This window comes from Bradyrhizobium sp. USDA 4369, assembly GCF_054056435.1.
This window is the reverse complement of sequence record NZ_JBSRYH010000001.1, coordinates 7,574,385-7,586,956: the sequence shown is the minus strand read 5'-3', so window position 1 is coordinate 7,586,956 and position 12,572 is coordinate 7,574,385. Positions and strand designations below refer to the sequence as shown.

Sequence of the window (12,572 nt, the reverse complement as noted above, 5' to 3'; positions counted from 1 at the left end):
TGATGACCGCATCAGAGCTTGGGCAGACGACGCTGTTCGTCTGCATCACTTGCCGCGCGCAGGGCGTGGACAGTGCGTCGGCTGACCAGCCGCGGGCTGGAGCGCGTCTGCTCGCCTCGATCGAGGCCGCGCCTGCAGAGCAGCGCGCCGGTGTCGCCGTGGTCGGCGTCGAGTGCCTGTCGAACTGCAACCGTGCCTGCACCGTTGCAGTGACTGCGCCCGGCAAATGGACCTATGTGCTCGGCGCACTCGATCCCGACATTCATGCGCAGGATGTGCTGACGTTCGCTCAGCTGCATCAGCGTCACGAGGCCGGTCTGCCGGCCTGGCGCGAGCGTCCGGAATACATCCGCAAGAACACCGTTGCGCGGGTGCCCGCGCTGTCGTTGCCGCGCTGAAGACGAGAGCTCTCGCCATGACCAAGTCCTACGCCAAGACGCCTTGCACCATCGTCACCGGTTTCCTTGGCGCAGGGAAGACCACGCTGGTGCGCAACCTGATCGAGACGGCGAATGGCCGAAGGCTCGCGATCATCGTCAACGAGTTCGGCGATGTCGGCATCGATGGCGATATCCTGAAAGGGTGCGGCGTGCCGGACTGTCCGGAGGATCGCATCGTCGAGCTGTCCAACGGATGCCTGTGCTGTACGGTCGCGGATGATTTCGTGCCGGCGCTCAAGAGCCTTCTCGACCAGAAGGAGCCGCCCGAGCATATCGTGATCGAGACCTCGGGCCTCGCACTGCCGAAGCCGCTGGTGCAGGCCTTCAACTGGCCGGAGATTGCGACGCGTGTGACCGTCGATGGCGTGGTCGCTGTCGTCGATGGCCCTGCCGTCGCCGCCGGCCGCTTCGCCGATGATCCGGAGGCCTTGGCCGCGCAGCGCGCGGCCGACGATTCGCTCGATCACGACAACCCGCTCGAGGAGGTCTATGAGGATCAGCTGCTCTGCGCCGACCTCGTCGTGATGAACAAGAGCGATCTGTTGAGCGAGCAGCAGCGCAAGGATGTCGCGGCCGAGATCGCTGCGAAGGTGCAACGCGCCGTCAAGGTGATCGCGACCGAGCATGGCAGGCTGTCCGCGTCCGTTCTGCTCGGACTCGGCGCCGCGGCGGAGCAGGACCTCGCCGCGCGCCCCTCGCATCACGACAACGAGGCCGAGCACGATCATGACGATTTCGAGAGTTTCGTGCTGGACGTGCCCGCGCAGATTTCGCCGGACGCGCTCGTCGATCGCATTGCCGCGGCCGTCGATGCGCATGACGTGCTGCGCGTGAAGGGATTCGTGGAAGTGGCCGGCAAGCCGCTGCGCCTGCTGGTGCAGGCCGTCGGCAACCGCATCCAGCACCAGTTCGAGCGTCCGTGGCGGGCGGGGGAGACGCGGCGGGGCCGGCTGGTGGTGATCGGCGAGCGTGGCCTCGATGCGGCTGCGATCCAGAGCCTGATCACGGGATAGGCGAGGGCGATGCATCTCCTGGCGACATCCGGCGCTGATCTCGACGACCTCGAACAGGCCGTCGATCTCGCGCAGTCGCCGGCCGAGATCGTGGTGCTGTCGTTTTCGGACAGTGACCTGTCGGCGCTGGCGGGGGCGTGGACCGCATCGGCGGCTGAGTTGCCCAGCCTGCGGCTCGCGAGCCTGAAGCGGCTGAAGCATCCGATGTCGGTGGATCTCTACATCGACAGCGTCATCCTCGGGGCGGGCGCCGTCGTCGTGCGTTGCCTCGGTGGGCTCGACTACTGGCGCTATGGGGTGGAGCGCATCGCGGCGGTTTGCCGGAGCCGCAAGATCCTGCTGGCGGCGCTGCCGGGAGATGACCGCGCCGATGACCGGCTCGATGAGTTCTCGACCTTGCCGAAAGAGGCGACAGCGCGGCTGTATGGTTATCTGCACGAGGGCGGCATCGGCAATGCGCGCGAGGCGCTGCACTATCTGGCCATGCTGCTCGGCCGCGACGCGACGTTTGCCGAGCCGGTCGCGATCGGTTCGATCGTCGGCTTCGTGCCGGATCGTGGCGCCGTCGCCATCGACGATCTCTGTTCTGGCGATGACAAGCGGCCAGCCGCGCTGATCGTGTTCTATCGCGCCAGCTTGCTTGCCGCCGACACGGCGGGAATTGCGGAACTGATGCGGGCGATCGAGCGCGAGGGGCTCGCCGCGGCGGCCGTGGCGGTGACCAGCCTGAAGGATCCGAGCATCGCGGATGCGATAGGGCGACTGATCACGACGCGGTGTCCCGCGATCGTCCTGAATGCGACCGCATTCTCCGCGTTGCGCGATGACGGCTCGACCGTGCTGGACGCAGCCGACGCGCCGGTGCTGCAGATCATCCAGGCGCAGAGCACCGAAGAAGCCTGGGCCGCCTCGTCGCGCGGCCTTTCGCCGACCGATCTTGCCATGAATGTCGTGCTGCCGGAGCTGGACGGCCGCTTGCTGGCGCGTCCGATCGCCTTCAAGGGCGAGGCCGCGGCGGATGAGCGTCTGCAGTTCGGTACCATCAGCTACGTTCCGCAGACGGATCGTGTGTCCTATGTCGCCCGGCTCGCTGCGCGATGGGCGCTGCTGCGCGCGACGCCGGCGGGCGAGCGCCGCATCGCGCTGATGCTGTCGGACTACCCGGCGCGCGGCGGGCGTCGCGGCTATGCGGTCGGCCTCGATACCAGCGCGAGCGCTGCGGCCATTGTGCAGCTGCTGGCTCAGGCGGGATACGATCTTGGCGGCGCTCCTCCGACGGCCGCGCAGATCGAAGCGTTGCTGCGCGACGAGGCGGATGACCTCGTCGTGCCGTTCGCGTTCTATCAGAGCACTTTGAAGCTGTTGCCGGAAGCGCTGCAGGATGCGCTGCATGAGTGCTGGGGCGAGGCCGCAGCCGACCCGGCGTTTCGCGATGGCGCCTTTCGATTTCCGGTGCTGCGCGCGGGAAAGCTCAGCATTTTGCTGCAGCCGGATCGCGGCAGTCGCGCGGACCGCAAATCCGGCTATCACGACACGACCGTGCCGCCGCGGCATGGCTACGTCGCGCTCTATGCGCATCTGCGCGAGGTCGAGACGATCGATGCCCTGGTTCATCTCGGCGCGCATGGAACGCTGGAATGGCTGCCGGGCAAGGCGCTGGCGCTGTCGAACACATGCTGGCCGGAGGCCGTGCTCGGCCCGCTTCCCGTCATCTATCCCTTCATCGTCAACAATCCCGGCGAGGCGATGCAGGCCAAGCGCCGGCTTGCAGCGCTGACGCTCGGACATCTTACGCCGCCGCTGGCGCAGGCCGGTCTGCACGGACCGTTGCTGGAGCTGGAGGGGCTGGTCGAAGAATATGCCGAAGCCGATGGGCTCGATCGGCGCCGCCTCAGACTGCTGGAAGACGAGATCATCGCGCGGGCCTGGCAGAGCGGTCTCGCCGCCGATTGCGGGCTCGACCGCACGATGAACGGCCGCGAGGCGGTGGCGCAGCTCGACGCCCAGCTCTGCGATATCAAGGAGCTGGCTGTGCGCGACCGCCTCCACGTGTTCGGCCAGGCTCCGGACGCACCGGCGGCCAGCCTGCTCATCGACGCGATCGCGGCAGCCGCCGGCCAGGCGGGCGGCGCCGTCGATCGCGCCGACGTCGAAACCCGAATTCACGCGAGCGTCGTTGCTGAGCGCGAGGCGCTGCTGGCCGCGCTCGATGGCCGTCGCGTGGCGGCCGGGCCCGCCGGCGCGCCGAGCCGCGGCCGTCTCGACGTGCTGCCCACCGGGCGCAATCTGACTGCGATCGATCCGCGGGCCATTCCGACCCGAACCGCGGCCGTGGTCGGCGTGCGCGCGGCCGACGAGGTGATCCGGCGTTATCTGCAGGACCACGGCGATTATCCGCGGTCGCTGATGCTCGATCTCTGGGCCTCCGCATCGCTGCGGACCGGCGGTGACGATCTCGCCCAGGCGCTGGCCTATCTCGGCGTACGCCCGCGCTGGGATCTGAATTCGAACCGCGTCACCGGCATCGATGTGCTGCCTTTGGCGATGCTCGATCGGCCGCGCATCGACGCGACGCTGCGCATCTCGGGATTGTTTCGCGACCTGTTCGAAGCGCAGATCGCGCTGTTCGATCTCGCCGTGCAGAAGGTCGCAGCGCTCGACGAGGACGATGCCGACAATCCCTTGGCCGCGGCGCGGCGGCGCGGCGAGAGCCTCGCGCGCGTGTTCGGCGGCGCGCCCGGCAGTTACGGCGCCGTCGCCGCCGACCTCGCGCTCGGGATGACGTGGGAAAACCGGTCGCAGCTCGGCGACGCCTATCTCGACGGCAGCGGCTATAGTTTCGGCGGAGGGCATGACGGCGTGTCGGCCGCCGCGACGTTCCGTGACCGGGTCCGCAGCATCGATGCGCTGGTGCATCCGCAGGACGATCGTGAGCGCGATCTGCTTGATGGCGAGGAGGTCGCCGACTTCGCCGGCGGCTTCGCCGCTGCTGCCGCGTCGCTCGGCGCGACACCGGCGCTGCTGCATCTCGACACCAGCCGGCCCGACCAGCCGAAGGCACGCACCTTTGACGAGGAGATCGCCCGCGTGGTGCGCGGCCGGCTCACCAATCCGCGCTGGATCTCGGGCATGCTCGCGCACGGCTATCGCGGTGTCGCCGAGATCGCGCAAGGAATCGACGCGCTCTACGCTTTCGCGGCCACGTCGGACAGCGTCCCCGAGCATCTGTTTGATCTGGCGCATGGGGCGTTGCTGCGCGACGAGGCAGTGTTGGACGGTATGATCGTGCGCAATCCGGCAGCCGTGGCCGCCATTCTGTCGCGGTTCGAGGATGCGCTGCGCCGACGCCTCTGGGTGCCGCGTCGCAATGCTGTCGCTGACGAGCTTGCGCTGGTCCATGCGCGCCTCGTGCCAACGGAGAGAGTGTCGTGACCGCCGCGGTCGAGATCAAAGGCTGGTGTCCCGGGGCGCGGCGGCCGATGCCGAGCGGTGACGGGCTCATCGTTCGCGTTCGGCCGCATGGCGGCGCCTTGCCGGTCGCGGCGCTGCGTGACCTGGCTGAGGCGGCTGAGCGCTTCGGCAATGGCCAGATCGATCTAACGCGCCGCGCCAATCTGCAGATCCGCGGCGTTTCGCCCACGACCCTGGCGCCGTTGTGGGAGGTCTTGGCCACGCTCCGGCTGCTCGACGACAGCCCGGAGCTGGAGGCGGTCCGAAACATCGTGATCAATCCGCTGGCGGGAATAGACCCCGCGGAGATGATCGACATGCGTCCTGTTGCGGCCGAGCTGGAGGCTTTTCTGGCGTCCGATCAGGCGCTGCAGGCGCTGCCGGCCAAGTTCGGTTTCGCGCTCGACGGCGGCGGCCGGCTGCCGCTGACGGATCTTGCCGCCGATGTCCGGCTCGCGGCCTGCGACCGCGACGGCTGCCGGCGCGTCGCGCTCGGCATGGCGGCCATGGATGGCGTCGCATGGCTTGGCACCACCGACGCCGCTGATGCCCCGGCCAAGGCTGTGCAGCTCGCGCGGCTCGTGCTGCAGCACAGCCCGACGCGCCGCTCGGCGACGCTGCCGCCGACGACGCAAACTGCTTTGCGCGCCGAGCTGGGCCTTGCGGCGTCCGATGCCATCGCGACGATGGCAGCCGCGCCATCGGAGCGCTGCGGTCTGATCGCTCTGACGGACCAGACCTGCGCCGTGGGCCTCGGCGCACCGTTCGGTCGCCTCGAGAGCGAAACGCTGATGCGGCTCGCGGCTGTGCTCGCGGCCCATGATGTCCGCGAGATCCGCCTCTCACCTTGGCGCAGATTGTATGTCGCAGCGCGCCGCGAAACGGCCGAGCAGTGCGTGTCCGATGCGGCGCGGCTTGGCCTGATCGTCGATGATGGGGATCCGCTGATGCGCATCGACGCCTGTTCGGGCGTCGGCGGCTGTCCGTCGACTGGACTGGCGACGCGGCAACACGCCCGCATGCTCGCGGCCGCGATGGCGCGCACAGGGTTCAAAGGTTCGTTGCACGTCTCCGGCTGCGCCAAGGGATGCGCGCGCTCGGCGTCGGCGGACCTGGTGCTGGTCGGTGACGGCGATCATTATCGCATCGTCCGCCACGGCACCGTGAAGAGCGCGTCCTTCGGCATGTTCGATCCGGCGCGCGATGGGACAGAGGCTGGGCTATTCCGAGCAAGCGAGAACGCCGATGTCTGACCTTCGCGACTACATCAAGGATGGTGCGGAGATCTATCGGCAGTCATTCGCGACGATCCGCCGCGAAGCCGATCTGGCACGCTTCCAGGGCCTGGAAGAGAAGATCGCCGTGCGCATCATCCACGCCTGCGGCATGGTCGAGATCACGTCCGACATCGAGATCTCCGAACGCTTCGCGGCCGAAGCACGCGAAGCGCTCGATCGCGGCGCGCCGATCCTGTGCGATGCAAAGATGGTGGCGCAGGGCATCACGCGCGCCAGACTGCCTGCCAACAACGCGATCATCTGCACGCTCGACGATCCCGAGGTTCCGGCCTTGGCCGCGCAGCTCGGCACGACGCGCTCGGCCGCGGCGCTCGAATTGTGGCGTCCGCATCTCGGCGGCGCGCTGGTCGCAATCGGCAATGCGCCGACGTCGCTGTTTCATCTGCTCGATATGCTGGACCAGGGCGCGACGCGGCCGGCAGCGGTGATCGGAACGGCGGTCGGCTTCGTCGGCGCGCGCGAATCGAAGGAGGCGCTCGCGGCCGATGGCCGTGTGCCGTATCTGATCGTGAAAGGACGCAAGGGCGGCAGCGCGATGGCCGTTGCGGCGGTGAATGCCATCGCGAGCGACGTCGAATGAGCCTGCTCGACACCATCGCGGGCGCGGCCGATGCCGGCACGTTGTACGGAATCGGCGTTGGTCCCGGCGACGTGCGTTACCTCACGCTGCGCGCGGCCGGCCTGATCCGGTCGGTCGATGTGGTGGCGTTCTTCGCCAAGCGTGGGATGGAAGGCAATGCCCGTCGGATCGTTGCTCCGCTGATGGATGCCGGCCGCCGTGAGTTGCGGCTGGAATATCCTGTCACCGAAGAGGTGCCTGTCGCCGATCCGTCCTATCAGGCGCAGATCGGCGGCTTCTACCACCGCGCGGCGGAGAGCATCGCGCTGCATCTTGCCGCAGGACGGTCGGTCGGGCTGCTGTCGGAGGGCGATCCGTTCTTCTACGGCTCGTTCATGCATATGTGGCGCCGGCTCGAGCGTGATCATCCGGTCGAGGTCGTGCCCGGCGTGACCGGCATGTCCGGTTGCTGGACCAAGGCCAACGTTCCGATCACCTGGGGCGATGACATCCTCTCCGTGTTGCCAGGCACGTTGGACGAGGACGTCCTGCACGATCGGCTGACGCGCTGCGAGGCCGCCGTGATCATGAAGCTCGGGCGCAATCTGACGAAAGTGAAGCGGGCCATCATCCGCGCCGGATTGATCGATCGTGCCATCTATGTCGAGCGCGGCACGATGGAGGCCGAGCGCGTCACGCCGCTGGCCGAGGTCGAACTGGCGCGCGGCCCGTATTTCTCGATGATCCTGATCCCGGGGCAGGGGCGCCGGCTGTGACGGGCACGCTCACCATCGTAGGTGTCGGCCCGGGGCGGCCGGAGCTGATCACGCCGGCGGCGTCGCGGGCGATCGCTGCTGCGACCGACTTGATCGGCTACGGACCTTATCTCGACAGGGTGACCACCAGCCATCCGGGCCAGATCCGCCATGCCAGCGATAACCGCGTCGAGCTCGATCGCGCGCGACACGCGCTCTCCCTCGCCAGCGATGGCCGGCAGGTCGCCGTGGTGTCGGGAGGCGATCCCGGCGTGTTCGCCATGGCCGCCGCCGTGTTCGAGGCGGTCGAGACCGGGCCCCAGGCCTGGCGCGAGCTGGACATCCGCGTCGAGCCCGGCGTCACCGCGATGCTCGCGGTGGCGGCCGAGGTCGGCGCGCCGCTCGGCGGCGATTTCTGCGCGATCTCGCTCTCCGACAATCTCAAGAGCTGGACCACGATCAGGCGCCGCCTCGAAGCCGCGGCCACGGCCGATTTCGTGATCGCGCTCTACAATCCGCTCTCGAAAGCGCGGCCGCATCAGCTCGGCCAGGCTTTCGGGCTGCTGCGGCAGCTCAAGCCGCCATCGACTGTTGTCGTGATGGTGCGTGCCGCCGGCAGTGGCGATGTCAGCCGGATCATCACGACGCTGGCGCAGGTCAATCCCGACGACGCCGATATGCGGACGCTGGTGCTGATCGGGGCGACGGCCACGCGCCTGATCGCGCGCGAGGGCAAGGCGCCTTGGGTCTATACGTTGCGCCGTGAAGTTGAGGGGGGCGCATGAGCAAGTTGCGTCTCCAGCCAGCGGATTGCATCCCGCGCATCGTCGAGCGCGATGCCATGCGGCTTGTCGGGTCGCGCGATCATCACCACGGGAATGCCGAGCCGCCGCGCGGCCGCGATCTTCGGATAGGTGGCCGCGCCGCCGGAGTTCTTGGAGACGATGCAGGCGACGCGCTGCTGGAGCAGGAAGTCGTGCTCCTTCGCGTCGTCGAACGGCCCGCGATCATAGACGAAGCGAATATCCGGCGGCAGGGCGATGTCGCCGGGCGGGTCGATCGTGCGCGCGATGTAATGGTGCTGCGGAGCCGCGGCAAACGCCGCGAGCTCCAGCCGGCCGAGGCTGAGGAAGATTCGCGCCGCCGTCGCGCCGAGCGCCGCAGCTGCAGCCTCCGCGCTATCGACCTCGATCCAGCGATCTCCGTCCTCGCGCTGCCATGCGGCGCGCCGGATCGACGCGAGTGGCAGCGACAAGGCATGGCAGGCCGCGACGGCATGGCGCGAGATCTGATCGGCATAAGGATGCGTCGCGTCGATCACTGCGGCGATCGCCTGATCACGCAGCCATGCTTCCAATCCGGCAATGCCACCGAAGCCGCCGATGCGCGTCGGCAGCGGCTGCGGCTTGGGCGAGGCGGTACGGCCGGCGAGCGACAGCGTCGCGGCGAAGCGGGCGTCGCCGGCCAGCAAACGCGCCAGCTCCGAAGCTTCGGTCGTGCCGCCGAGTATGAGAATGCGCATGCAGGACAGGGTCCATCATGAATCCGCAGCCAACTTGCAACGCGGCGCGCTGGCTGTCCATCGTCGGCATCGGTGAGGACGGCGTTGAGGGGCTTTCGCAGCCCGCCCGTCGTCTCATTGCGCAGGCCGCGCTGGTGGTCGGCGGCGCGCGCCATCTGGAGCTCGCGGCGCCGCTGACGTCAGGCGAGCGGCTCGCTTGGCCTGTTCCGCTTCATCTGGCGTTCGCGCAGATCGAGGCGCGCAGGGGAGAGCCGGTGGTCGTGCTCGCCAGCGGCGATCCATTCACCTACGGCGTCGGCAAGCAGCTGATGCAGCGCTTCGGCGCTGCGGACATGCTGTGTTTGCCGCAGCCATCCGCCTTCAGTCTGGCGGCGGCGCGGCTCGGCTGGCCGCTGCAGGACGTCGCTCTGGTCACCCTGCATGGCCGCCCGCTCGAAGGGATCATCCGCCATCTCGTGCCGGGGGCGCGCATTCTCGCGCTTGCCTGGGATGGATCGACGGCGGGCAAGCTCGCTGCCCTGTTGACGTCACGGCACATGGGGCGCTCGCGCCTGACCGTGCTCGAAGCGATGGGCGGCCCACAGGAGCGGATGCGCAGCGCGACGGCCAATGCCTTCGACCTCTCGGACATCCACCCGCTGACGACGATCGCTTTGGAGGTGATCGGCGAGCCGGACGCGCCGGTGATCCCACTCACCTCGGGTCTCGCCGATGATCTGTTCGAGCATGATGGTCAGCTCACCAAGCGCGACGTGCGGGCCGTCACGCTGTCGGCGCTGGCGCCGCATCCGGCCGAGCTGTTATGGGACGTCGGCCTGGGATCAGGTTCGGTCGCGATCGAATGGCTGCTGCGCCACGGTGCGCTGCGCGCGATCGGGATCGAGGCCCGGCAGGACCGGGCCGACCGAGCCATGCGCAACGCGCTCGCCCTCGGCGCGCCCGACCTCAAGATCGTGCTGGGCCGCGCTCCAGCGGTGCTGGCCGATCTCGAGCCTCCGGACGCGGTGTTCATTGGCGGCGGGATTTCGGAGCCGGGCGTGTTCGAGGCGGTCTGGTCGCGACTGAAGCCGGGTGGGCGGCTCGTGGCGAATGTCATTTCGCTCGAGGGCGAAGCGCGGGTCACCGAGCTGTTTGGCCGGCATGGCGGCGAGCTCATCAGGATCGCCGTGTCGCGCATCGAACCGGTCGGCCGGATGCATGGCTGGCGGCAGGCGATGCCGGTCACGCAATGGCGGGTGGTCAAGCCATGATTGCGCTTGGGATCGGCTGCCGCGGCGACGCCAGCGCTGATGCGATCGAGGCCGTGGTGGCTCAAGCCTTGAGCGCCGCCAGTCTGGTGTCCAGCGATGTCGCCGTGATCGCAACAGTGGCCGATAAGCGAGACGAGGCCGGCATCATCGAAGCTGCCAAGCGCCTGCAACGTCCCTTGGTCGGCGTCGCGGCTGCCGAGCTTGCGGCGGTTGCCGATCGCGCTGTCACCCACAGCGACCTCGTGCACCGATTGAAGGGAGTGCCATCCATCGCCGAGACGGCGGCGCTCGTTGCCGCGGGCCGCAATGCGCGGCTGATCCTGCCACGCGTAGCCAACGCGTCGGCGACCTGTGCCTTGGCTGAAGGGGACGGCGCCTTGCCTGCGGAGAACGGCGGATGACGGTGCACTTCATCGGCGCCGGCCCTGGCGCGGCGGATCTGATCACCTTGCGCGGGCGCGACCTGATCGCGCGCTGCCCGGTGTGTCTCTATGCCGGTTCGCTGGTCCCCAAGGCCCTGCTCGAACACTGCCCGCCCGGTGCGCGCATCGTCGATACGGCACCAATGTCGCTCGACGAGATCATCAATGAGATCGCGCAGGCCACGGCCGCCCGCCATGACGTTGCACGGCTGCATTCCGGCGACCCCGCGATCTGGAGCGCGCTGGGCGAGCAATTGCGGCGCCTTGATGTGCTGCAGATTCCTTACACCGTGACACCGGGCGTGCCGTCGTTCTCCGCCGCGGCGGCGGCGCTGGGACGTGAGCTGACCCTGCCGGGGCTGGCCCAGTCGGTGGTGCTGACGCGGACGTCGGGGCGCGCCTCAGCCATGCCCGATACGGAACGACTGTCGCTGTTCGCGCAGTCGCGCTCCACGCTCGCCATTCATTTGTCGATCCATGTGATCGAGAAGGTCGCCGATGAGCTGCGCCCGCATTATGGCGATGATTGCCCGGTCGCCGTGGTCTATCGCGCGAGCTGGCCTGATCAGCGCATCATGCGCGGCACGCTTGCGACCATCGCAGCTCAGGTTGCGGCCGATGCGGTCGAGCGCACGGCGCTGATCCTGGTTGGCCACGCACTTGGCGCAGAGGATTTTCGCGACAGCGCACTGTACGACGCCGACTATCAGCGGCGATTTCGCGGGAGGGGCGAGTGATCCGGCCCCGGACATCGTCCGACCAGCCGGCCGTCGCGGTCGAACACGGCGACATCGAGCGCGACTGCATCATTGGCCAGCGCGCGATGCGCGGTCTGCCAAGCCGCCCGCGCAACTACGTCGCCGGCCGGGAAGCCGAACCTGTCGGACTCTTGCAGCACCTGCAGCGCGGTGTTGGCGGTTCGCGCCGTCTCGATCAGCGCCTGTGGCGCGCCCGCATCGTGCAAAATGGCTGCAAGCCAGCCGAGGTCGACCTCGCCGGCGCGCGAATGCAGGTCGAGCAGGCCTTGGCCCAGCTTGGTCATCTTGGCGAAGCCGCCGGCGACGGTGACGCGGCCGACGGGATGGCGGCGCAGATATTTCAGCATGCCGCCTGCGAAGTCGCCCATGTCGATCAGCGCCGTGTCCGGCAGGCCATAGAGCTGCTGTACCGCTTTCTCGGACATACTCCCGGTGGCGCCGGCGATGTGCGGCAGGCCGGCGGCGCGCGCGACATCGATGCCGCGATAGATCGAGTGAATCCAGGCGGCGCAGCTGAAGGGCACGACGATGCCCGTGGTGCCCAGGATCGACAGGCCGCCGACGATGCCGAGCCGCGGGTTCAAGGTCTTCTTCGCGAGGTCCTCGCCGCCGGGAATCGCGATCTCGACGGTAACGTCGCGCGTGCCGCCAAGGGCCGCGGCGGCCTCGTCGATCGCCGCGATGATCATCTCTCGCGGCACGGGATTGATCGCAGGCTCCCCCGGCGGCAGCGGCAGTCCGGGCCGCGTCACGGTGCCGACGCCCGAGCCGGCGCGGAACGCGATGCCGGAGCCGGCGTCGCGCCGTTGCACCGTGGCCTTGATCAACGCGCCATGCGTCACGTCGGGATCATCACCGGCATCCTTGACGACGCCAGCCGTCGCACGCTCCCCCTCGGCCTCGTGCATCGCGACTGCGAAGCTGACGCGACGTCCGCCCGGCAGGGCGATGTCAACGATCGCAGGACAGCTGCCGGTCACCAGCAGCTCATAGGCTGCGCGCGCAGCCGCGGTCGCGCAGCTGCCGGTGGTCCAGCCACGCTTCAGCGGTCGGTTCAGCGGATCCGCGGTTTCCGTCATGCCGGATCGCATAGCACATTTTGCTG

Annotated in this window: 12 protein-coding genes; 10 read left to right on the top strand and 2 right to left on the bottom strand. The window is 68.6% G+C overall.

Features of this window, described 5'->3' with window-relative positions:
• Nucleotides 1–2 precede the first annotated feature (2 nt).
• The 7 genes from ACVIJ6_RS34510 to cobJ are packed head-to-tail and all read left to right on the top strand — an operon-like array spanning nucleotide 3 to nucleotide 8,300.
• The gene (locus tag ACVIJ6_RS34510; protein ID WP_456776391.1) at nucleotides 3–398 is read left to right on the top strand and encodes a DUF1636 domain-containing protein; all 396 of its coding nucleotides are present in this window, start codon (nucleotides 3–5) and stop codon (nucleotides 396–398) included.
• 17 nt (nucleotides 399–415) lie between these two features.
• Nucleotides 416–1,453: a cobalamin biosynthesis protein CobW gene (cobW, locus tag ACVIJ6_RS34505; RefSeq protein ID WP_456776390.1), complete on the top strand. Its 1,038-nt coding sequence runs from the start codon at nucleotides 416–418 to the stop codon at nucleotides 1,451–1,453.
• Nucleotides 1,454–1,462: 9 nt separating this feature from the next.
• Nucleotides 1,463–4,885, top strand: coding sequence for a cobaltochelatase subunit CobN (gene cobN / locus ACVIJ6_RS34500; protein WP_456776389.1), 3,423 nt, complete (start codon nucleotides 1,463–1,465; stop codon nucleotides 4,883–4,885).
• A complete protein-coding gene (cobG, locus tag ACVIJ6_RS34495) occupies nucleotides 4,882–6,156 on the top strand; it encodes a precorrin-3B synthase (RefSeq protein ID WP_456776388.1) in 1,275 nt (424 codons plus the stop codon). The genes cobN and cobG overlap by 4 nt, the downstream gene beginning before the upstream one ends.
• A complete protein-coding gene (locus ACVIJ6_RS34490) occupies nucleotides 6,149–6,781 on the top strand; it encodes a precorrin-8X methylmutase (RefSeq protein ID WP_456776387.1) in 633 nt (210 codons plus the stop codon). Before cobG ends, ACVIJ6_RS34490 begins: the two co-directional genes overlap by 8 nt.
• The gene (locus ACVIJ6_RS34485; protein ID WP_456776386.1) at nucleotides 6,778–7,536 is read left to right on the top strand and encodes a precorrin-2 C(20)-methyltransferase; all 759 of its coding nucleotides are present in this window, start codon (nucleotides 6,778–6,780) and stop codon (nucleotides 7,534–7,536) included. The genes ACVIJ6_RS34490 and ACVIJ6_RS34485 overlap by 4 nt, the downstream gene beginning before the upstream one ends.
• Entirely contained in the window at nucleotides 7,533–8,300 is a 768-nt protein-coding gene (gene cobJ, locus ACVIJ6_RS34480) for a precorrin-3B C(17)-methyltransferase (RefSeq protein WP_456776385.1), read from the top strand. The genes ACVIJ6_RS34485 and cobJ overlap by 4 nt, the downstream gene beginning before the upstream one ends.
• On the opposite strand, the gene ACVIJ6_RS34475 is transcribed toward cobJ, so the two are convergent.
• Nucleotides 8,264–9,037 carry a cobalt-precorrin-6A reductase gene (locus tag ACVIJ6_RS34475; RefSeq protein WP_456776384.1) on the bottom strand — a complete coding sequence of 258 codons (774 nt, stop codon included), beginning with the start codon at nucleotides 9,035–9,037 and terminating at the stop codon, nucleotides 8,264–8,266. The two genes, cobJ and ACVIJ6_RS34475, sit on opposite strands and share 37 nt — an antisense overlap.
• A gap of 17 nt (nucleotides 9,038–9,054) precedes the next feature.
• Between ACVIJ6_RS34475 and cbiE the strand changes: the two genes are divergently transcribed.
• The 3 genes from cbiE to cobM are packed head-to-tail and all read left to right on the top strand — an operon-like array spanning nucleotide 9,055 to nucleotide 11,446.
• Nucleotides 9,055–10,287 (top strand): precorrin-6y C5,15-methyltransferase (decarboxylating) subunit CbiE, encoded by a 1,233-nt coding sequence (gene cbiE / locus ACVIJ6_RS34470; RefSeq protein ID WP_456776383.1) that lies wholly within the window; start codon nucleotides 9,055–9,057, stop codon nucleotides 10,285–10,287.
• Complete coding sequence (locus ACVIJ6_RS34465; protein ID WP_456776382.1) at nucleotides 10,284–10,688, top strand: cobalamin biosynthesis protein; 405 nt, start codon at nucleotides 10,284–10,286, stop codon at nucleotides 10,686–10,688. Before cbiE ends, ACVIJ6_RS34465 begins: the two co-directional genes overlap by 4 nt.
• A complete protein-coding gene (gene cobM, locus ACVIJ6_RS34460; RefSeq protein ID WP_456776381.1) occupies nucleotides 10,685–11,446 on the top strand; it encodes a precorrin-4 C(11)-methyltransferase in 762 nt (253 codons plus the stop codon). Before ACVIJ6_RS34465 ends, cobM begins: the two co-directional genes overlap by 4 nt.
• On the opposite strand, the gene ACVIJ6_RS34455 is transcribed toward cobM, so the two are convergent.
• Nucleotides 11,416–12,546 (bottom strand): cobalt-precorrin-5B (C(1))-methyltransferase, encoded by a 1,131-nt coding sequence (locus ACVIJ6_RS34455; protein WP_456776380.1) that lies wholly within the window; start codon nucleotides 12,544–12,546, stop codon nucleotides 11,416–11,418. The two genes, cobM and ACVIJ6_RS34455, sit on opposite strands and share 31 nt — an antisense overlap.
• Between the last annotated feature and the right edge of the window lie 26 nt (nucleotides 12,547–12,572).

What these genes read in the sequence shown, in the direction of transcription:
- ACVIJ6_RS34510 (WP_456776391.1), top strand. Translation starts at nt 3, where the DNA reads ATGACCGCATCAGAGCTTGGGCAGACGACGCTGTTCGTCTGCATCACT.
- cobW (WP_456776390.1), top strand. Translation starts at nt 416, where the DNA reads ATGACCAAGTCCTACGCCAAGACGCCTTGCACCATCGTCACCGGTTTC.
- cobN (WP_456776389.1), top strand. Translation starts at nt 1,463, where the DNA reads ATGCATCTCCTGGCGACATCCGGCGCTGATCTCGACGACCTCGAACAG.
- ACVIJ6_RS34490 (WP_456776387.1), top strand. Translation starts at nt 6,149, where the DNA reads ATGTCTGACCTTCGCGACTACATCAAGGATGGTGCGGAGATCTATCGG.
- ACVIJ6_RS34485 (WP_456776386.1), top strand. Translation starts at nt 6,778, where the DNA reads ATGAGCCTGCTCGACACCATCGCGGGCGCGGCCGATGCCGGCACGTTG.
- ACVIJ6_RS34475 (WP_456776384.1), bottom strand. Translation starts at nt 9,037, where the DNA reads ATGCGCATTCTCATACTCGGCGGCACGACCGAAGCTTCGGAGCTGGCG.
- cbiE (WP_456776383.1), top strand. Translation starts at nt 9,055, where the DNA reads ATGAATCCGCAGCCAACTTGCAACGCGGCGCGCTGGCTGTCCATCGTC.
- ACVIJ6_RS34465 (WP_456776382.1), top strand. Translation starts at nt 10,284, where the DNA reads ATGATTGCGCTTGGGATCGGCTGCCGCGGCGACGCCAGCGCTGATGCG.
- cobM (WP_456776381.1), top strand. Translation starts at nt 10,685, where the DNA reads ATGACGGTGCACTTCATCGGCGCCGGCCCTGGCGCGGCGGATCTGATC.
- ACVIJ6_RS34455 (WP_456776380.1), bottom strand. Translation starts at nt 12,546, where the DNA reads ATGACGGAAACCGCGGATCCGCTGAACCGACCGCTGAAGCGTGGCTGG.